This window comes from Rhizobium sp. 05N49 (assembly GCF_056396805.1).
Genome location: NZ_JBFTME010000006.1, coordinates 274,269 through 294,846, shown reverse-complemented (window position 1 = coordinate 294,846; position 20,578 = coordinate 274,269). Strand labels below are relative to the sequence as shown.

15 protein-coding genes are annotated in these 20,578 nt (G+C 59.8%); 6 read left to right on the top strand and 9 right to left on the bottom strand.

What is annotated here, in order from left to right:
- The first annotated feature begins 68 nt into the window (after positions 1–68).
- Both AC1DF8_RS15055 and mfd read left to right on the top strand, forming a co-directional pair.
- Entirely contained in the window at positions 69–371 is a 303-nt protein-coding gene (locus AC1DF8_RS15055) for an FAD assembly factor SdhE (RefSeq protein ID WP_112547208.1), read from the top strand.
- Entirely contained in the window at positions 368–3,874 is a 3,507-nt protein-coding gene (mfd, locus tag AC1DF8_RS15050) for a transcription-repair coupling factor (protein ID WP_478154045.1), read from the top strand. The genes AC1DF8_RS15055 and mfd overlap by 4 nt, the downstream gene beginning before the upstream one ends.
- Before the next feature lie 59 nt (positions 3,875–3,933).
- On the opposite strand, the gene AC1DF8_RS15045 is transcribed toward mfd, so the two are convergent.
- Positions 3,934–4,605, bottom strand: a complete 672-nt coding sequence (locus tag AC1DF8_RS15045) for a DsbA family oxidoreductase (RefSeq protein WP_112547210.1) — start codon at positions 4,603–4,605, stop codon at positions 3,934–3,936.
- A 125-nt stretch (positions 4,606–4,730) separates the two neighbouring features.
- The gene (locus AC1DF8_RS15040) at positions 4,731–6,533 is read right to left on the bottom strand and encodes an extracellular solute-binding protein (protein WP_478154044.1); all 1,803 of its coding nucleotides are present in this window, start codon (positions 6,531–6,533) and stop codon (positions 4,731–4,733) included.
- Between the two features lie 284 nt (positions 6,534–6,817).
- On the opposite strand from AC1DF8_RS15040, the gene AC1DF8_RS15035 reads away from it, so the two are divergent.
- Positions 6,818–7,489 carry an invasion associated locus B family protein gene (locus AC1DF8_RS15035; RefSeq protein ID WP_112547212.1) on the top strand — a complete coding sequence of 224 codons (672 nt, stop codon included), beginning with the start codon at positions 6,818–6,820 and terminating at the stop codon, positions 7,487–7,489.
- 155 nt (positions 7,490–7,644) lie between these two features.
- Here AC1DF8_RS15035 and hspQ read toward each other — a convergent pair whose 3' ends face one another.
- From hspQ to AC1DF8_RS15020, 3 genes are all read right to left on the bottom strand, one after another.
- Complete coding sequence (gene hspQ / locus AC1DF8_RS15030; protein WP_007811955.1) at positions 7,645–7,974, bottom strand: heat shock protein HspQ; 330 nt, start codon at positions 7,972–7,974, stop codon at positions 7,645–7,647.
- A 154-nt stretch (positions 7,975–8,128) separates the two neighbouring features.
- On the bottom strand, positions 8,129–9,538 hold the full coding sequence (glnA, locus tag AC1DF8_RS15025; RefSeq protein WP_478154043.1) for a type I glutamate--ammonia ligase: 1,410 nt from the start codon (positions 9,536–9,538) through the stop codon (positions 8,129–8,131).
- 77 nt (positions 9,539–9,615) lie between these two features.
- The gene (locus AC1DF8_RS15020; RefSeq protein WP_003539626.1) at positions 9,616–9,954 is read right to left on the bottom strand and encodes a P-II family nitrogen regulator; all 339 of its coding nucleotides are present in this window, start codon (positions 9,952–9,954) and stop codon (positions 9,616–9,618) included.
- A 344-nt stretch (positions 9,955–10,298) separates the two neighbouring features.
- On the opposite strand from AC1DF8_RS15020, the gene AC1DF8_RS15015 reads away from it, so the two are divergent.
- Complete coding sequence (locus tag AC1DF8_RS15015; protein WP_478154042.1) at positions 10,299–11,771, top strand: NAD(P)H-hydrate dehydratase; 1,473 nt, start codon at positions 10,299–10,301, stop codon at positions 11,769–11,771.
- 4 nt (positions 11,772–11,775) lie between these two features.
- On the opposite strand, the gene AC1DF8_RS15010 is transcribed toward AC1DF8_RS15015, so the two are convergent.
- From AC1DF8_RS15010 to uvrA, 3 genes are read right to left on the bottom strand one after another with little or no spacing between them, the layout of a single operon-like run.
- Positions 11,776–12,582, bottom strand: coding sequence for a DUF72 domain-containing protein (locus AC1DF8_RS15010; RefSeq protein ID WP_113210610.1), 807 nt, complete (start codon positions 12,580–12,582; stop codon positions 11,776–11,778).
- A 24-nt stretch (positions 12,583–12,606) separates the two neighbouring features.
- The gene (locus AC1DF8_RS15005) at positions 12,607–13,086 is read right to left on the bottom strand and encodes a GNAT family N-acetyltransferase (RefSeq protein WP_478154041.1); all 480 of its coding nucleotides are present in this window, start codon (positions 13,084–13,086) and stop codon (positions 12,607–12,609) included.
- Positions 13,083–16,007, bottom strand: a complete 2,925-nt coding sequence (gene uvrA, locus AC1DF8_RS15000) for an excinuclease ABC subunit UvrA (protein WP_112547218.1) — start codon at positions 16,005–16,007, stop codon at positions 13,083–13,085. The genes AC1DF8_RS15005 and uvrA overlap by 4 nt, the downstream gene beginning before the upstream one ends.
- A 254-nt stretch (positions 16,008–16,261) precedes the next feature.
- Between uvrA and AC1DF8_RS14995 the strand changes: the two genes are divergently transcribed.
- Positions 16,262–16,828, top strand: coding sequence for a single-stranded DNA-binding protein (locus tag AC1DF8_RS14995; protein WP_112968412.1), 567 nt, complete (start codon positions 16,262–16,264; stop codon positions 16,826–16,828).
- A gap of 47 nt (positions 16,829–16,875) precedes the next feature.
- On the opposite strand, the gene AC1DF8_RS14990 is transcribed toward AC1DF8_RS14995, so the two are convergent.
- Positions 16,876–17,523: a MarC family protein gene (locus AC1DF8_RS14990; RefSeq protein WP_112968411.1), complete on the bottom strand. Its 648-nt coding sequence runs from the start codon at positions 17,521–17,523 to the stop codon at positions 16,876–16,878.
- A 225-nt stretch (positions 17,524–17,748) separates the two neighbouring features.
- On the opposite strand from AC1DF8_RS14990, the gene gyrA reads away from it, so the two are divergent.
- Positions 17,749–20,550 carry a DNA gyrase subunit A gene (gene gyrA / locus AC1DF8_RS14985; RefSeq protein ID WP_113210611.1) on the top strand — a complete coding sequence of 934 codons (2,802 nt, stop codon included), beginning with the start codon at positions 17,749–17,751 and terminating at the stop codon, positions 20,548–20,550.
- Positions 20,551–20,578: the final 28 nt, after the last annotated feature.

The following is a 20,578-nucleotide window of genomic DNA, read 5'->3' as shown; positions in this document are numbered from 1 at the left end:
GGCCTTGGCAAGGCTGACAAGCCGCTTTCCAGGGTCTATAGAGGCGCATCAACAAGGAAGGTGATGCCATGACAGGAGTAACGCTCACGAGCGCCGGTCTCGACCCCCGACGCCGCCGGATTCTTTTCCGCTGCTGGCATCGCGGCATCAGAGAGATGGACCTTGTCTTCGGCCAGTTTGCTGAAAATGAACTTCCCACGATGAGCGAAGTCGAGCTCGATGAATTCGAGACGATCATGGCGGAAGAGGATAATGACCTGGTGCGCTGGATCATGGGAACCTGGCCGACGCCCGAGCATTTACAGACGCCCATGTTTGCCCGCATTGCCGCCTACAAACCCGACTTCGAGACCCCCAGGACGCCGGAATGATCCCTGGTTTTGATGCCAAGAAGCTCGCAGCCGCCGCCGAGCCGCTGACGATCGGCAATGTGCCTGCAGGCATGGAGCCGTTGCTGCTGGCCGAGCTCGCACGCAATGGCGAGCCGGTCGCCTATGTGCTGTCAGATGGTCAGCGCATGGCCGATCTGGAGCAGATGCTGGGCTTCGTTGCCCCTGATATTCCAGTCTTGACGCTGCCCGCCTGGGACTGTCTTCCCTATGACCGCGTTTCGCCGAGCGCCGATACTTCGGCGCGGAGGCTCGCCGCGCTCTCGGGTCTGATCGCCCATCGCAAGAAGCCGCATGCGGCAATCGTGCTGGTGACAGCCAATGCCATGCTGCAGAAGGTGGCGCCGCAAGATATCATCGAAAGCCTGACCTTTTCCGCGCGTCCCGGCAATCAGCTGCGGATGGACGATATTGCCGGACGGCTGGAGCGCAACGGCTTCGAGCGTGTGGCGACCGTGCGTGAGGTCGGAGAATATGCGGTGCGCGGCGGCATCCTCGATGTCTTCGTGCCCGGTTCGGAAGAACCGGTTCGCCTGGATTTCTTCGGCGACACACTGGAGAGCATCCGCAGCTTCGATCCGGCCAGCCAGCGCACGATCGGCCAGGTGCGTTCCCTCGATCTCAATCCGATGAGCGAAGTGACGCTGACGCCGGATACGATCAGCCGTTTCCGCAAGAACTACCTCTCCACCTTCGGCGCCGCCACGCGTGACGATGCGCTTTACCTCGCCGTATCGGAAGGTCGCCGCTATCCCGGCATGGAGCACTGGCTTCCGTTATTTTACGAGAAGCTGGATACGGTATTCGATTACCTCTCCGGCTTCCGTATCGTCACCGATCACACGGTTCGTGAGGCAGCAGAAGAACGGTCCAAGCTGGTCTACGATTACTACGACGCGCGTCTCAATTCCGGCCAGCAGGGCAAGGGCCAGATGGCGCAGGGTACGCCCTACAAGCCGGTCTCACCCGGTCAGCTCTATCTCGACAGCAAGACTTTTGCGCGCACCCTCGATGCGATCAACGCGATCCGCATGTCGCCTTTCAACGAGCACGAAGGCGAGGCACGCCGCGTCGTCAATCTCGATGCGCGCCAGGGGCAGCGCTGGGCGCGATCAAATGCCGAAGGCGGCGGTGATGCCGAGCGCGTCAATGTCTTCGACGTCGTCGTCAAGCACATCGCAGACAAGCGCGCCGGCGGTGCGAAGATCATCATCACYGCCTGGACCGAAGGGTCGCTCGAGCGTTTGCTGCAGGTGCTGAACGAACACGGCCTCGAACGCGTCAAGCAGATTGCGGCGCTGAAGGATGTCTCCAGCCTTGCGAAGGGTGAGGCGGCTGCGGCTGTGCTCAGCCTTGAATCCGGCTTCGAGACCGGCGATCTCATCGTCATCGGCGAACAGGATATTCTCGGCGACCGCATGGTGCGCCGCTCGCGTCGCCGTAAGCGCGCCGCCGACTTCATCTCGGAAGTCGCTGGTCTGGACGAGGGATCTATCGTCGTCCATGCCGAACACGGTATCGGCCGTTTCGTCGGCCTACGCACCATCGAGGCAGCCGGTGCGCCGCATGCCTGTCTCGAACTGCAATATGCCGATGAGGCAAAGCTTTTCCTGCCGGTCGAAAACATCGATCTCCTGTCGCGCTTTGGCGGCGAGGGCACGGAAGTGCAGCTCGACAAGCTCGGTGGCGGCGCATGGCAGATGCGCAAGGCCAAGCTCAAGAAGCGCTTGCTGGATATGGCCGATGCCCTGATCCGCATCGCAGCCGAGCGCCTGACGCGTCATGCGCCCGTGCTGACGACGCCGGAAGGGCTCTATGACGAATTCGCCGCGCGTTTCCCCTATGACGAAACGGAGGATCAGGAAAACGCCATCGAGGCCGTGCGCGGCGATCTCGGCGCCGGTCGGCCGATGGACCGTCTCGTGTGTGGCGACGTCGGCTTCGGCAAGACGGAAGTGGCACTTCGCGCCGCATTTGTCGCCGCGATGAATGGCGTACAGGTCGCTGTCGTCGTGCCGACCACGCTGCTCTCCCGCCAGCACTTCAAGACATTTTCCGAGCGCTTCCGCGGATTGCCGGTGCGCGTGCAACAGGCTTCGCGCCTTGTCGGCTCCAAGGAATTGGCGCTGACCAAGAAGGAAGTCGCCGATGGGAAGACGGATATCGTCGTCGGCACCCACGCGCTGCTTGGCTCGGGCATCAACTTCGCCAATCTCGGCCTGCTCATCATCGACGAAGAGCAGCACTTCGGCGTCAAGCACAAGGAGCGGCTGAAGGAGCTGAAGAGCGACGTGCATGTGCTGACGCTCTCGGCAACGCCGATCCCGCGCACGCTGCAGCTTGCCATGACCGGGGTGCGTGAGCTCTCGCTCATCACCACGCCGCCGGTCGATCGTATGGCGGTGCGCACCTTCATTTCGCCCTTCGACAGCCTCGTCATCCGCGAAACGCTGATGCGCGAGCATTATCGCGGCGGCCAGAGCTTCTATGTCTGCCCGCGTCTTGCCGACCTCGAAGATATCCACGCCTTCCTGCAGTCCGACGTGCCGGAGCTGAAGGTCGCCGTCGCTCATGGCCAGATGCCGGCCGGTGAACTCGAAGACATCATGAATGCCTTCTACGAAGGCCGTTATGACGTGCTGCTATCGACCACCATCGTCGAATCCGGCCTCGACGTGCCGACGGCCAATACGCTGATCGTCCACCGCGCCGATATGTTCGGTCTTGCCCAGCTTTACCAGCTGCGCGGCCGTGTCGGCCGTTCGAAGGTGCGCGCCTTCGCGCTCTTCACGCTACCGGTCAACAAGGTGCTGACTGCGACCGCCGAGCGCCGCCTGAAAGTGCTGCAATCGCTGGACACGCTCGGCGCCGGCTTCCAGCTCGCCAGCCACGACCTCGATATCCGCGGCGCCGGCAATCTGCTCGGCGAGGAACAGTCCGGCCATATCAAGGAAGTCGGCTTCGAGCTTTACCAGCAGATGCTGGAAGAGGCCGTTGCCGAAGTGAAGGGTGTCGACGAGATTGCCGATACCGGTTGGTCGCCGCAGATTTCCGTTGGCACTCCGGTCATGATCCCCGACAATTACGTGCCGGATCTGCACCTGCGCATGGCGCTTTATCGTCGCCTCGGCGAGGTGAGCGAGCTCAAGGAGATCGATGGCTTCGGCGCCGAGATGATCGACCGTTTCGGTCCGATGCCTGTCGAAGTCCAGCATCTGCTGAAGATCGTCTACATCAAGTCGCTCTGCCGCACCGCCAATGTCGAAAAGCTCGATGCCGGCCCGAAGGGTGTCGTCGTGCAGTTCCGCAACAAGGAATTCCCGAACCCGGCCAATCTGGTCGGCTATATCGGTAAGCAGGGCGCCATGGCGAAGATCCGTCCCGACCACAGCCTGTTCCTGACCCGCGACCTGCCGACCCCGGAAAAGCGCCTGCAGGGCGCGGCCGTCATCATGACGCAGCTTGCGGAACTGGCCAAAAGTTAAGGGCAGCCCGGCGAAACCGGACTGCCCTTACTCTCATCCGTTAGCTGGGATCGTCGGTGTCAATTCATCCCGGCGCGTGCTTCGGCCTTTGCCTTGGCGATTTCGCGCAGCGCTTCTGCCAGCACATCCGGTGTCTGTGCGCCACTGACAGCATATTGCTGGTCGAAGATGAAGAACGGCACGCCATTGACGCCCATGCGCTGCGCCGCGTCGATTTCCGAGAGAATGACGCTGCTGTCGGCATCGGACGCGAGCAGGGCAGCAATGACGGAGCGCTGCAGGCCTGCCTTCTCGGCGATATCGAGCAGCACTTCATGATCGCCGATATTGCGGCCCTCTTCGAAATTGGCCTTGAACAGTGCCGAGACCACGGCCTCCTGCTTCTGCCTGTCCTCGACAACTGCCCAGTGGATCAAGCGGTGCGCATCGAGTGTGTTCGGCCCGATCTTGATGGCTTCGAAATTGAAGTTGATGCCGACTTCACGACCGTAGTTGGTCAGCATCTTGTGCGCTTCGGCCACACGTTCGGCGCCACCGAGTTTCTGCTCCAGCATCTTCTTCTGATCGACGCCTTCGCGCGGATAATCCGGATTGAGACGATAGGGGCGCCAGTTGATATCGACACCGATTTCGTCCTGAACCTCGGCGATCGCGAGCTCCAGCCGCGCCTTGCCGAGATAGCACCAGGGGCAGACGACATCAGAGACGACGTCGATGGTGATGCGTTCCATTGTGATTTCCTATTCTGCCATCCCTCAACAAGAGTTGGCTCGATGCATAGAAGATGTTGCCGGCGATCTTTAGAGGAAGGCCGAGGCAAGAGAAAGGAAATAGAGCGCTACGCTCAATGATGTGATTATTGCGCGCTCGTATCCCACCACGTTTGCAATTGATAGCCATAGAGCGGCACCGCATCCGGATGACCGATGCGTTTGTTGCGGGCAACCCATTGCTGATCGATGTGGTAGAGCGGCAGCACATAGTGGTTGGAGAGCAGCAGCCGGTCATAGGAGCGCACAGAAGCGGTGAAATCCTCCGTCGAGCGGGAACGCAGCAGGTGATCGATCAATGTATCGAGATTGGGATCATTGGCCCCCGCGAAGCTGTCTGTACCCTGGCGCGTGCGTGCCGCCGACGACCAGCGGCCGAGCTGCTCATTGCCGGGTGACAGTGAAGAGGTATAGGCCTTCATGATCATGTCGTAGTCGAAACTGTTCGTCCGGCTCTGATATTGCGAATCGTCGACGGTGCGGATCGACGCCGCGATGCCGATCGTCTGCAGCGAACGCTGGTAGGCGACGGCGAGTTTTTCCTGATCGGGATTTTGCGTCATGATCTCGAAGGCAAGCTGCTTGCCGCTCGCATCCGCCATCTTGCCGCCCTGGATCGTGTAGCCCCCCTGTTTCAGGAGGTCGACAGCCTGCTTCAGCACCTTGCGGTCGCGTCCCGAACCGTCCGTCACCGGCAGCTTGTAGCTGCCGTCAAGGATGGTGGGGTCGATCCGGTCCTTGATCGGTCCGAGCAACGCCAGTTCACGCTCATCCGCCGGTACCCCGAAACTCGACAGATCAGAGTTCTGCCAGAAGCTTTGCGTGCGCTTGTAAGCGCCGGAGTAGAGGTTCTTGTTGGCCCATTCGAAATCGAAGACCAGCGACAGGCCTTCGCGCACCTTGATATCGCCAAAGATCGGCCGCCGGGTATTGAAGACGAAGCCCAGCATGCCGCTCGGCAGTTTCGGCTTGAAGACATCCTTGACAACCGTGCCCGATGTTGCAGCCGGGAAATCATAGGCATTGGCCCAATGCCCGGGATTGCCCTCCAGATAGATATCGACATCGCCTTTCTTGAAAGCCTCGAAAAGCGTCGTGTCCTGTAGAAAATACTGCACGGTGAGCTGGTCGTAATTGTCCATGCCGACCTTGGCCGGAATGTCCTTGCCCCAATAGTTCGGGTCGCGCTCGTAGGTGATGCTCTCGCCGGGTTTCAGGCTCTTGATCTTGTATGGACCGGAGCCGATAGGAGGCGTGAGCGAACTGCGGTCGAAACCATCAAGTGCGATCGCATGTTTCGGCAGGATCGGAAACAGGCCGAAGATCATCGGCGTCTCGCGATCTGCCTTGTCGTTGAAGGTGAAGCGCACGCTGTGGTCGCCGACCTTCTCCATTTTCGAAACGAGATTGAGGCGGCTGGAGAAGGGCACGCGTCCCTTGTCGCGCAACAGTTCGAAGGAAAAGATCACGTCATCTGGCGTAACCGGCTGCCCGTCCGACCACTTGGCTTTCGGGTTGAGGTTGAACTGAATGAAGGTACGGTCTTCATCCCATTCCACCGTTTCCGCCAACAGGCCGTAGAGCGTGAAGGGCTCGTCGCTCGAACGTTGCAGCATGGATTCATAGACGAGGTTGCCGAATTGCGGATCCCACATGCCGCGCGCCGTTGTACGCATGCTTTTCAGGATAAAAGGGTTCAGGCTGTCGAAAGTGCCGACCACGCCATAGGTGATTTTCCCGCCCTTCTTCACGTCGGGATTGACGTAAGGGAAGTGCTTGTAATCGGCAGGCAGCGCCGGCGCACCGTGCATGGCAATACCATGTACGGGCTCAGCAGCGGCGGCGCCACTGATCAGCGTGAAAGCGGCGAGAAGGGCGATCCGAAGCATTGCTGAAATTCCTTGATGCGCGGCAATGGGCACGATTCGCGGCAGGGTAACATGCGAGCGTCCAATTCCAACCGGACCCGTCGTTTTCTTTACCTATGTGCCAAAATGCCCGCGAAATTGCCAAAGAAATGCTGGATATCTTCCACAGCGCGATGTAACACGTGACCCGAAGTTTTGGGGTCATGCATTTGCCTTAATTTTTTAAGAGGTGGAGTGCCGAACGACCCGGTGGTTGGGGCGGCCGAACGTAGCCCCGCAACGGATATCAGGAGACGGAATTCGTTATGATGTTCAAGTCTGAAAAGAAAATGCGGGCAGCACTGTCCGTTATGGCAGTGATCTTCGGTGCCTCGGCTCCGGTCTCGTCCTTCGCACAGGATGCAGCCGCCCAGGCTCCGGCAGCGTCGGCTGACGCGCCCGCACAGGCCGCAGGTGCACCGCGCCTCGGCTGGTACAAGACCTGCAGCAAGCAGGAAGACAACGACATCTGCGTTGTTCAGAACCTGGTTCTCGCCAATGGCGGCCAGCTGGTTACTGCCGTTGGCTTGATCTCGGTCTCCGGCAAGATCAACCGCAAGATCCTTCAGGTTTCTGTTCCTGCTGCGCGCCTGATCCCCCCGGGCATTGCAATGCAGATCGACGGCGGCAAGGGCCAGAAGCTCGATTACGCCGTCTGCCTGCCCGACAAGTGCACGGCTGAAATTCCGCTGACGGACGCCATGATCGCAAGCCTCAAGAAGGGCAGCGACGTGGTCTTCACCTCGATCAACTTCCGCCGTGCTGCAAACCCGATCAAGGTTTCGCTCGAAGGCTTCACGGGCGCTTATGACGGCGAACCGGTTTCCGAATCGAAGCTTGCCGAAAGCCAGCGCAGCCTGCAGGACAGCATGCAGAAGAAGGCTGAAGAAGCCCGCAAGAAGCTGGAAGACGCCCAGAAGGCAGCAAAGGCCCAGTAATCGGGGCTTTCACGAATTGACGAAAACCCGGCTTCAGGCCGGGTTTTTTGTTGCCGGCTTGTTGCGCAAAAGTGTGAAGCCGTTTTGCGCAACATGCGAGAAAAGAAAAAGGCCCCGACATGCGGGGCCTTGTCATAGAGGTCATGTGATCCGACTTAATGGGCGAAGCTCATCTTGGGTTTGAACTGGCCCGTCGGGCCGCGGTCGAAGATCTGCTCGACCTGCGGATTGCGAAGCGGCGTATCGCTCTCGTCGCTCACCAGGTTCTGCTCGGAAACATAGGCGACATATTCGCTGTCATCGTTTTCGGCAAGCAGATGGTAGAACGGCTGGTCCTTGCTGGGGCGGACTTCCGCGGGAATGGAATTCCACCATTCTTCCGTATTCGCGAACTCCGGATCAACGTCAAAGATGACGCCGCGAAACGGAAAAACCTTGTGCCGAACCACTTCGCCTATACTGAACTTTGCAACTCTTTCTTTCATGGTACGACTTCCTTTCTCACCTGATTTGGTGATCGGCCCCCCGCAAATCAAGATTTTTTGCGGGACTTCGTCACATGATTGTCATGTCCGCCCATCGGTTTTCATGACCTCGAGGTCGAAAAAAGCCCCGGCGAACCGGGGCTTCTCTCTTGTTTTATGCCGAGTAATACATGTCGTACTCGACCGGATGCGGCGTCATTTCGAAGCGCATCACTTCAGCCATCTTCAGCTCGATGAAGGCATCGATCTGATCGTCGTCGAAGACGCCGCCAGCCGTCAGGAACTTGCGGTCCTTGTCGAGGCTTTCCAGCGCTTCACGCAGTGAGCCGCAGACGGTCGGGATCTTCTTCAGTTCCTTCGGCGGCAGGTCGTAGAGGTCCTTGTCCATGGCCTTGCCGGGATGGATCTTGTTCTTGATGCCGTCGAGGCCTGCCATCAGCATGGCGGCGAAGGAGAGGTAAGGGTTCGCCATCGGATCCGGGAAGCGGACTTCGACGCGCTTTGCTTTCGGATTGGTGCCGAACGGAATGCGGCAGGAGGCCGAACGGTTGCGCGCGGAATAGGCGAGCAGAACCGGTGCTTCGTAACCCGGGACGAGACGCTTGTAGGAATTCGTCGACGGGTTGGTGAACGCGTTGATCGCCTTGGCATGCTTGATGATGCCGCCGATATAGTAGAGGCAGGATTCGGACAGGCCCGCATATTCGTCGCCGGCGAAGGTCGGCTTGCCGCCCTTCCAGATCGACTGGTGAACGTGCATGCCCGAACCGTTGTCACCGAAGATCGGCTTCGGCATGAAGGTTGCCGTCTTGCCATAGGCATTGGCGACCTGATGGACGACATACTTGTAGATCTGCATCTTGTCGGCGTTGCGAACGAGCGTGTCGAACTTGATGCCGAGTTCGTGCTGGGCGGCAGCCACTTCATGGTGGTGCTTTTCAACGACGACGCCCATTTCCGAGAGAACCGTCAGCATTTCCGAACGCATGTCCTGGGCGCTGTCGATTGGCGGAACCGGGAAATAGCCGCCCTTGACGCGCGGGCGGTGGCCGAGGTTGCCGGTCTCATAGTCGGTATCGTCGTTCGACGGCAATTCGGTCGAGTCGAGCTTGAAGCCGGTGTTGTAGGGATCAGCCTTGTATTTGACGTCGTCGAAGACGAAGAATTCGGCTTCCGGGCCGACGAAGATCGTGTCGCCGATGCYGGATGCCTTCAGATAGGCTTCGGCCTTCTTGGCAGTGCCGCGCGGGTCGCGGTTATAGGCTTCGCCGGAAACCGGGTCGAGGATGTCGCAGACGATGACCATCGTGGACTGGGCGAAGAACGGGTCCATATGTACCGTGTCCGTGTCGGGCATCAGCACCATGTCGGACTCGTTGATGGCCTTCCAGCCGCCGATCGAGGAGCCGTCGAACATGACGCCATCGGCGAACATGTCTTCATCGACGCAAACAACGTCCATCGTTACGTGCTGCAGCTTGCCCTTGGGGTCGGTAAAGCGCAGGTCGACGAACTTGACGTCGTTTTCCTTGATCTGCTTCAGGATTTCGCTTGCACTCGCCATAAGATGTTTCCTCTGTTTTGTGATGATGTTACGTTATGTGCGATGAGGATGGGTGAGCTTGCCCGAAGGCAAAGCTTTCAGATGGCATCGATACCGGTTTCACCGGTGCGGATGCGGATGACCTCTTCGACGTTGGAAACAAAAATCTTTCCGTCGCCGATGCGCCCCGTCTGCGCGGCCTTGCGGATCGCGTCGATGACGGCCTCCGCATTTTCATCTGCGAGCACGACCTCAACCTTCACCTTCGGCAGGAAATCGACGACGTATTCAGCGCCGCGGTAGAGTTCGGTGTGGCCCTTCTGGCGACCGAAGCCCTTCGCTTCCGTGACGGTGATACCCTGCAGACCGACTTCCTGAAGGGCTTCCTTCACCTCGTCCAGCTTGAAAGGCTTAATGATCGCTTCGATCTTTTTCATGAGAAAATGTCTCTCCGCTTCTCCTGTTACAGCAGGAACGTTCCCGCTCGCGGAATATGATGCAGATATCGTGCCAGTTTGAAATCCGTCTCGCGCAAAAAATCGCGGAATTTTATGTGCGCGACCTTGTTTGCCAGCGTTTCAATGTCGTTTTGATGAAAAATGAGGTGAGTAGGGGCGCATTTTTATCGAAAATGATACAAAACCTGAAAAAACCATTCCGTTTTCGACTTCTCGATGGAGCTTGCGATTCGATGAAAAATTAATCAGATGCACAAAATATGATCTCTTGTTTTCTCGATCATGCGGTTGTTTTTTAGGCGTTTTTTGAATTGAATAGGGCCATGAGCCAACGCCTTTCTGATCTCCTCCTGACACCTGCCGAAATGGCCGCCGCTGATAGGGCCGCCGCTGAAACCGGAATCGACTCCTACGGCCTGATGGAGAAGGCGGGTGCCGCTGTCGCCGCCGCTGCGCTGCGGCTTTATCCGGGCACTGCACGTTTTGCCGTCCTCTGCGGTCCCGGCAATAATGGCGGCGACGGCTATGTGGTTGCCCGGCTTCTGCAGGAGAGTGGCGCACGTGTGGAGATCTTCTATCTCGGCGATCCGGAGAAGCTGAGGGGAGACGCCGCACGGGCGAGGGCAGTCTGTGCGTTGAAGGGCTTGGATATAGGCAACTATGATCCAGAGCAGGGCGATATTGTTGTCGACGGTCTCTTCGGAGCGGGCCTGGCGCGCGATGTGCCGCCCGATGTCGCCGATCTGATCCGCAAGGTCGGCAGGGCGGGCACGCCGGTCATTGCCGTCGACCTCCCATCAGGCCTGGACGGGCGCACCGGTGCCATGCTCGGAGCCGCCTTCCGCGCGGCGCATACCGTGACCTTCATGACCCGTAAGCCCGGCCATCTTCTGATGCCGGGCAGGGAGCTTTGCGGCAGCCTCGAGGTCTTCGATATCGGTATTCCGAGCCGCATCATCCAGGCGCAGACGACTGGCCTCGTGGCCGAGAATACGCCCTGCGCCTGGCGCGCTGCCATGCCGGCCGAGCAGTTGGAAACACACAAATACAAGCGCGGCCACCTTGTCGTGTTTTCGGGAGAGGCGAGCAAGACGGGCGCAGCCCGCATGTCGGCCATGGCGGGCCTGAAAGCCGGGGCAGGGCTGGTGACGATCGCAGCGCCGACCGAAGCCCTCTCGGCCAACAGCGCCCATCTGACCGCCATCATGCTGCACGCCATTGATGACGCGGCGGCGTTGAAGGACTGGCTTGGAGATGCCCGGCTTCAGACCTTCGTTCTCGGACCCGGTTTCGGGATTGGAAAGAAAGCCCGTAAATTCGTGTCCCTGCTCCGGGACCGGCACGTCGTTCTCGATGCTGACGGTATCAGCTCATTCAAGGATGACCCGCAGGCGCTGTTCGACCTGTTCAAGGGGGAGCCGAGCCTCGTGCTGACGCCGCATGATGGAGAATTCGCTCGCCTCTTTCCCGATATTGCCGCAGACGAGAAGGCGGGTAAGGTCGACAAGGCGCTCGCAGCCGCAAGTCGCGCCAACGCCGCCGTCATATACAAGGGTGCCGATACCGTCATCGCCTCGCCGGATGGGCGTGCACTGATCAATACCAACGCGCCGGTCTGGCTCGCCACCGCAGGCTCAGGCGACGTATTGGCCGGCATCATCGGCGGCCTGCTTGCCCAAGGAGTGCCGGCTTTCGAGGCGGCGGCTGCCGGCGTCTGGCTGCATGGCGAAGCCGGCAATCGCGCCGGCAAGGGCCTGACCGCCGAAGATCTCGCCAGCCACGTGCTGCCGTTTTGAGCTCTTAACCGTTTACCCGCTTCTGCAGGGCCATTGCCCCATGCGGCGCGTTGACCTTGCCCTCATGGATCATGAAGGCGAAGACATCGCGCGGTTCAATTTTGACCTTGCGGTCCTTGTCGATCAGCGGCAGGTCGTCAGGCACCTTGCCTTCGGCCCAGACCTGCAGCCGCTTGGTCCAATCCTTCAGTTCCGGCTCCGGGTAGCAGGTCGGAATATCGTCCGATCCCTTCTGCAGACGCGTGTAGACGAAATCCGCCGTTACGTCGGCAATCATCGGATAGTCGAAATGTTCGGCGCAGACGGGCGCCACCCCGTATTTTTCGAGGAGCGCAATGAATTCAGGCACCTTGAAGGAATCGTGCCGGACTTCCACGACATGGCGCAGCTTCAGCCCGTCCTGCTTTTCGGGCAGCAGCTTCAGGAAGGCTTCGAAATCATCGGGCTCGAATTTCTTGGTGGGCGCAAACTGCCAGAGCAACGGGCCGAGATGATCGCCAAGCTCGCTAATGCCGGACGAGAGGAACTTCTCCATCGACTCCCAGGCTTCGGCAAGCACGCGCCTGTTCGTGGTGTAGCGCGTCGCCTTCAGCGAAAAAACGAAGCCATCGGGCACGTCGGCGGCCCATTTGGCGAAGACTGCCGGTTTCTGCGTGCTGTAATAGGTGCCGTTGACCTCGATGACCTTCAACTGGCGGCTGGCATAGTGCAGCTCGTCCTTCTGCTTGAGATCGTCGGGAAAGAAATGGCCGCGCCACGGCTCGAATGTCCAGCCGCCGATGCCCACGCGGATCGTGCCCGATTTGCTCATCTCTTCCTCCTCGCTTGCGATCCTTCAGATCGCGCCAACCTTCTTCGTCCTGTCGATCGTTTTCGACATGTCGACGATAGTCCACCCTGGCCGATAGGGATGGGGGCGGCGACCCGTTTCCTGAAAACCGAAGGCGGAATAGAGCGCTATATTCCGCTCCATTAGCGCATTGGTATAAAGTCGGATCTCCGGCACTGCCCATTCCCGCGCTCTGTCCTCCAGCCAGGTAAGCATTGCAACGCCATGTCCCGATCCCTGAAACTCAGGCGCGACGGCGATGCTGAAGAGCATAAGATGGTCCGGGTAGCGTTCGACAACGACCAGTCCCGTAATCCTGTCGTCAGCCTCCCGCAACCAGATCTCTCCGCGATCGAGCCGAGGCCCGTAATCTTCGGTTACGGGCACCGGCGGCGCGCCGAAGCTTTGTGTATAAGGGGCAAAGGCAGCTGCGGTCAGCGCCACGACAACCGGTAGATCCGCTCCCGTGGCACGCCGCATGGTCATTCCGCCGCCGCGAACGTCTTCTTGACCGGTCGCCGCTCCAGCAGTTCCTTCAGGAAATGACCGGTATAGGAACGCTTCTCCTTGACGATGGTCTCCGGCGTGCCGACGGCCACGATCTCGCCGCCTCCGTCACCGCCTTCAGGGCCGAAGTCGAGGATCCAGTCGGCAGTCTTGATAACTTCGAGATTGTGCTCGATGACCACAACCGAATTGCCCTGATTGACCAGCTCGTGCAGCATTTCCAGAAGCTTGGAGACGTCATGGAAATGCAGGCCAGTTGTCGGCTCGTCGAGGATATAGAGCGTGCGGCCCGTCGAACGCTTCGACAGTTCCTTGGCGAGTTTGACGCGCTGCGCCTCACCACCCGAGAGCGTATTGGCCTGCTGGCCGACCTTGATATAGCCAAGGCCGACATCGAAAAGTGACTGCAGCTTGTCGCGCACGCCCGGAACCGCTGCGAAGAACTCGACACCTTCTTCCACCGTCATGTCCAGCACGTCGGAGATCGACTTGCCCTTGAAAGTCACGTCGAGCGTTTCGCGGTTATAACGCTTGCCGTGGCAGACGTCGCAGGTGACATAGACGTCGGGCAGGAAATGCATCTCGATCTTGATGACGCCATCGCCCTGGCAGGCTTCGCAGCGGCCGCCCTTGACGTTGAAAGAGAAACGGCCCGGCTGATACCCGCGCGCCTTGGCCTCCGGCAGGCCGGCGAACCAGTCGCGGATCGGCGTGAAGGCGCCGGTATAGGTCGCCGGATTGGACCGCGGCGTACGGCCGATCGGCGACTGGTCGATATCGATCACCTTGTCGATATGTTCGAAACCGTCGATGCGATCGTGATCGGCAGGGATTTCGCGCGCGCCCATGACACGACGCGCTGCAGACTTGTAGAGCGTTTCGATCAGGAAGGTGGACTTGCCGCCGCCCGAAACACCCGTAACAGCCGTGAAGACGCCGAGCGGAATGGCTGCGGTGACGTTCTTCAGATTGTTGCCGCGCGCGCCAACGACCTTGATCTCCTTGCCTTTCTTCGGCTTGCGTCGCTCGTCGGGCAGTGCCACCCCGAGTTCGCCGGACAGATATTTGCCGGTGAGCGACTTCGGATTGGCCATGATCTCCTGCGGCGTGCCATGTGCCACCACCTGTCCGCCATGGACGCCGGCAGCAGGGCCGATATCGACCACATCATCAGCCGTCAGGATCGCATCTTCGTCATGCTCGACGACGATAACCGTATTGCCGATATCGCGCAGGTGCTTCAGCGTTTCGAGAAGCCGGGCATTGTCGCGCTGGTGCAGGCCGATCGACGGCTCGTCGAGCACGTAGAGAACACCCGTCAGGCCCGAGCCGATCTGCGAGGCAAGCCGGATACGCTGGCTCTCGCCGCCCGACAGCGTGCCTGAATTGCGCGACAGGCTCAGATATTCGAGGCCGACATCGTTGAGGAAGCGCAGGCGGTCGCGGATTTCCTTGAGAATGCGCACGGCAATCTCGTTCTGCTTGGCATTGAAGGTCGCCGGTAGCGTCTCGAACCAGTCGCGCGCGATGCGGATCGACATTTGCGTCACTTCGCCGATATGCAGCTTGTTGATCTTGACCGCGAGCGCTTCCGGCTTCAGGCGAAAACCATTACAGGCCGGGCAGGGGGCGGCCGACATGAAGCGCTCGATATCCTCGCGCGCCCAGGCCGAATCCGTTTCCTTCCAGCGCCGCTCGAGATTGGGCACGATGCCCTCGAAATTCTTCGAGGTCGTGTAGGAGCGCGCGCCATCGGCATAGTGGAATTCGATCTTCTCCTCGGTGCCATTGAGAATGACATCCTTGGCTTTCTCAGAGAGATCGTTCCAGCGGCTGCCGAGCTTGAAGCCGAAATGCTTGCCGAGCGCCTCAAGCGTCTGGTTGTAATAGGGCGAGGTGGACTTGGCCCACGGCGCAATCGCGCCATCCCGCAACGTGCGCTCCGGCTCAGGCACGATCAGGTCGGTATCGATCTTCTGCTGCGAGCCGAGACCGTCGCAGGTCGGGCAAGCACCGAAGGGATTGTTGAACGAGAAGAGCCGCGGCTCGATTTCCGGAATGGTGAAGCCGGAGACCGGGCAGGCGAATTTTTCCGAAAACAGCACACGCTCATGCGTCTCGTTGAGCGACTTGTTGGCAGAGCCACCAGCCGAGGTTTCCTCCGGCGGCAGCGGCTTGTCGGCAAATTCCGCAACGGCGAGCCCATCGGCGAGCTTCAGAGCGGTCTCGAAACTGTCGGCCAGACGCGAGGCCATGTCGGGGCGCACGACGATACGGTCGATGACGATATCGATATCGTGCTTGTATTTCTTGTCGAGAGCAGGCGCATCGGCGATCTCGTAGAACTGGCCATCGATCTTGACGCGCTGGAAGCCCTTTTTCATGAGATCCGCCAGTTCCTTCTTATACTCGCCTTTGCGGCCGCGGATCATCGGCGCGAGAATGTAGAGCCGCGTGCCTTCCTCGAAAGCGAGCACCCGATCGACCATCTGGCTCACCGTCTGGCTTTCGATCGGCAGGCCGGTGGCCGGCGAATAGGGGACGCCGACGCGTGCGAAGAGCAGGCGCATGTAGTCGTAGATTTCGGTGACCGTACCGACCGTCGAGCGCGGGTTGCGCGATGTCGTCTTCTGTTCGATCGAGATTGCCGGCGAAAGCCCGTCGATCTGGTCGACGTCAGGCTTCTGCATCATTTCCAGGAACTGGCGGGCATAGGCCGAAAGGCTTTCGACATAGCGGCGCTGTCCCTCGGCATAGATCGTGTCGAAGGCGAGCGAGGATTTGCCGGAGCCGGAAAGGCCGGTCATAACGATCAGCTTGTTGCGCGGCAGATCGAGGTCGATGCCCTTCAAATTATGCTCGCGCGCGCCACGGATGGAGATCGTCTTCAGTTCGCTCATCGTCTCTGCTTCAAGTCGTTTGGGGAATAACAGCCCTTATTTAGTGATGCCGACGGGCGAGTCGAGGCTGAATGTCCGGAACAACAAAGGTTTTCGATTCTGTTGACAGGATCATAGCGAATAATTAGAACAAATAAAGAACAAAATTCCTTGTGGATGACAGGAACTGGATACGCACCGCCTGTCCTCTATGGTTTAAGGTGCGCCGATGATTTTTAAACGCCGCCGGGCAGGGCGGCAGTAAGGTGAATGATATGGCTGGCAGTGTGAACAAGGTAATTCTGATCGGAAACGTGGGCGCCGACCCCGAAATCCGCCGTACGCAGGATGGCCGGCCGATCGCCAATCTTCGTATCGCGACCTCGGAAACCTGGCGTGACCGCAATTCCGGCGAGCGCCGCGAGAAGACCGAATGGCACACGGTCGTTGTCTTCAACGAAGGCCTCTGCAAGGTTGTCGAGCAATATGTGAAGAAGGGCGCCAAGCTCTATATCGAAGGCGCGCTTCAGACCCGCAAGTGGCAGGACCAGACCGGCAACGACCGCTACTCGACGGAAATCGTGCTGCAGGGCTTCAACTCGACCCTGACGATGCTCGACGGTCGTGGTGAAGGCGGTGGCGCAGGTTCCGGCTTCGGCGGCGGTCGCGGTGGTGACGACTTCGGTGGCGGCGGTTACGGCGACGATTATGGTTCCAGCCCGTCTTCCGGCGGTGGTGGCCGAAGCAGCGGCGGCGGTAATCGTGGCGGTGGCAGCAGTGGCGGTGGCAGCAGCAGCGGCGGCAACTTCTCGCGCGATCTCGACGACGATATCCCGTTTTGAGCGACGCTATTTCCGAGCTTTGACGACGGCGCCCCAGGGCGCCGTTTTCATGTCGGCGTGGCGCTGATCAGATTAAGAGCGGATTTTGCACCGTCCACGACGAACTGCGCGGCAAGTGCTGCGAGGATTACACCGAGGAGGCGGGTCAGGATCGCGCGGCCGGTCACCCCGAGGAAACGGTCGAGCCGGTCGGCGAGGAACAGCACCATTAGGGTGATCAGCAGACATGCAGCGATGACGCCGATCAGCTGCGCACGTTCGACCGTGGAGGGCAGGGTTCCTCCGAGCAGGATCGTCGCCGAAATGGCGCCCGGTCCGGCAATCAGGGGCAGGGCAAGCGGGAAGACAGCGATATTCTCGATATGATCCTTGGTAATTGCGACTTCCGTCGTCTTTTCCTTGCGATCCTGGCGCTTCTCGAAAACCATTTCGAAGGCGATCCAGAAAAGCAGCAGGCCGCCCGCCAGCCGGAAAGCGCCGATGGAAATACCGAGCACGCCGAGCACGCTGGAGCCGAATAGCGCAAAGACCGCAAGAATGATGAAGGCGATGGTGGTGCCGCGCAGCGCCACCTGCTTTCGCTCCGGCCGGCTCATGCCGACAGTGAGGCCGAGAAAGAGGGGCGCAAGCCCCGGTGGATCGATGGTGACGAGCAGCGTCGTGAACGCGTTGATCAATTGGTCGGCGCTTGCCATCGCTTCTTCAAAACCCCATATAGATGCTTGTTTTTCATGATTGTGCTGTGCCGATTCCGATTTGGCAAATGCGTGATCGCTGATTGTCTATCTATCGCGGGCAAATACCGTTATTTGCCCTCTTTCGACCGTAAAAGCCTGTTCAAAACCCCTGGCCAAATTGGCGCGGGAACAGGCTTTCCGCTATAAATCTTCGAGTGATTCTAGAAGAGAACGTGAACCGTTTTGACTGAGCAAACACCCCCCGGCGGCGGGAAGCTCCCGCCAGGCATCGAGCCGATCTCCATTATGGAGGAAATGCAGCGGTCATATCTCGATTACGCGATGAGCGTTATCGTGTCCCGCGCACTTCCCGACGTGCGCGACGGCCTGAAGCCCGTGCACCGGCGCATCCTCTACGGCATGTCCGAGCTCGGCATCGACTGGAACAAGAAATACGTCAAATGCGCCCGCGTCACCGGGGACGTGATGGGTAAATACCATCCGCACGGCAATGCCGCGATCTACGACGCGCTCGCCCGTATGGCGCAGGACTGGTCGCTTCGTCTGCCGCTGATCGACGGCCAGGGCAATTTCGGCTCTGTCGACGGTGACCCGCCGGCGGCCGAACGTTACACCGAATGCCGCCTGCAGAAGGCCGCGCATTCGCTGCTCGACGATCTCGACAAGGAAACGGTCGATTTCCGCGACAACTATGATGGTACGCTCTCCGAGCCTGTCGTCGTTCCCGCAAAATTCCCGAACCTTCTGGTCAACGGTGCTGGCGGTATCGCCGTCGGTATGGCGACCAACATTCCGCCGCATAACCTCTCCGAAGTCATCGATGGCTGCATTGCCCTGATCAATGATCCGGCGATTGAACTGCCGGACCTGATGCAGATCATTCCGGGTCCCGACTTCCCTACCGGAGCCAAGATTCTCGGCCGCTCCGGCATCCGCTCAGCCTACGAAACCGGCCGCGGTTCCGTCGTCATGCGCGGCGTTGCCACCATCGAGCCGATGCGTGGCGACCGCGAGCAGATTATCATCACCGAAATCCCCTATCAGGTGAACAAGGCGACGATGATCGAGAAGATGGCCGAACTGGTGCGCGAGAAGCGCATCGAAGGCATCTCCGACCTGCGCGATGAATCCGACCGCCAGGGCTATCGCGTTGTCGTCGAATTGAAGCGCGACGCCAATGCCGACGTCATCCTGAACCAGCTTTATCGCTACACGCCGCTGCAGACCTCCTTCGGCTGCAACATGGTGGCGCTGAACGGCGGAAAGCCGGAACAGCTGACGCTGCTCGACATGCTCCGCGCTTTCGTGGCCTTCCGCGAGGAAGTTGTTAGCCGGAGAACGAAATTCCTGCTTCGCAAGGCGCGCGAACGTGCGCACGTCTTGGTCGGTCTCGCGATTGCTGTTGCCAATATCGACGAAGTCATCCGTGTCATCCGTCAGGCGCCGGACCCGCAGTCCGCCCGCGAAGAACTGATGACCCGCCGCTGGCCGGCAGAAGATGTCGAAAGCCTGATCCGCCTGATCGACGATCCGCGCCATCGCATCAATGACGACCTGACTTATAACCTCTCGGAAGAGCAGGCCCGCGCCATCCTCGAACTGCGCCTTGCCCGTTTGACGGCTCTCGGCCGGGACGAAATTGGCGATGAACTCAATAAGATAGGCGAAGAAATCAAGGATTACCTCGATATCCTCTCGTCGCGTATCCGCATCCAGACGATCGTCAAGGACGAGCTCACTGCCGTCCGCGACGAGTTCGGCACGCCGCGCCGCACCGAGATCATCGACGGCGGTCTCGAAATGGACGATGAAGATCTCATCGCCCGTGAAGACATGGTCGTTACCGTTTCGCATCTCGGCTATATCAAGCGTGTGCCGTTAACGACCTACCGTGCGCAGCGCCGCGGCGGCAAGGGCCGTTCCGGCATGACCACCCGCGACGAAGATTTCGTTAGCCGGCTATTCGTGGTCAATACCCACACGCCGGTCCTGTTCTTCTCCTCGCGCGGTATCGTCTACAAGGAGAAGGTCTGGCGCCTGCCGATCGGCACGCCCACCTCGCGCGGCAAGGCGCTGATCAACATGCTGCCGCTCGAACCTGGCGAGCGCATCACCACGATCCTGCCGCTGCCCGAGGATGAGGACAGCTGGGATAACCTCGACGTCATGTTCTCGACGACGCGTGGTACGGTCCGCCGTAACAAGCTCAGCGACTTCGTCCAGGTGAATCGCAACGGCAAGATCGCCATGAAGCTGGAAGACGAGGGTGACGAAATCCTCTCCGTCGAGACCTGCACCGATCAGGACGACGTGTTGCTGACGACGGCGCTCGGCCAGTGCATCCGCTTCTCGGTCGATGACGTCCGCGTCTTTGCCGGCCGCAACTCGATCGGCGTGCGCGGCATCAACCTCGGCGATGGCGACCGGATCATCTCGATGACGATTGTCGGCCATGTCGATGCCGAGCCCTGGGAGCGCGCTGCCTACCTCAAGCGCTCCGCCGCCGAACGTCGTGCGACGGGCGTGGACGAGGAGGATATCGCTCTGGTCGGAGAAGAAGTCACCGAAGAGGGACAGCTCTCGGACGAACGCTACGAAGAGCTGAGGGCACGCGAACAATTCGTGCTGACGGTCTCTGAAAAGGGTTTCGGCAAGCGCTCGTCCTCTTACGATTTCCGCATCTCCGGCCGCGGCGGCAAGGGTATCCGTGCCACCGATACGTCGAAGACAGGCGAAATCGGCGAACTCGTCGCCGCCTTCCCGATCGATGATGGCGATCAGATCATGCTCGTCTCGGATGGCGGTCAGCTGATCCGTGTCCCGGTCGGCGGCATCCGTATCGCCAGCCGCGCTACCAAGGGCGTAACGATCTTCTCCACCGCCAAGGATGAAAAGGTCGTCTCGGTCGAGCGTATCAGCGAGCCGGAAGAAGAAGAGACGCCCGAGAATGGTGACGAAGCCGTGGTTTCCGAAGGTGAAGCTCCGGCAGCGGGCGAAGCCGACGAAACCCCATCGGCTGAGTAATTCACGACATTCACATAGCAAACCGGGC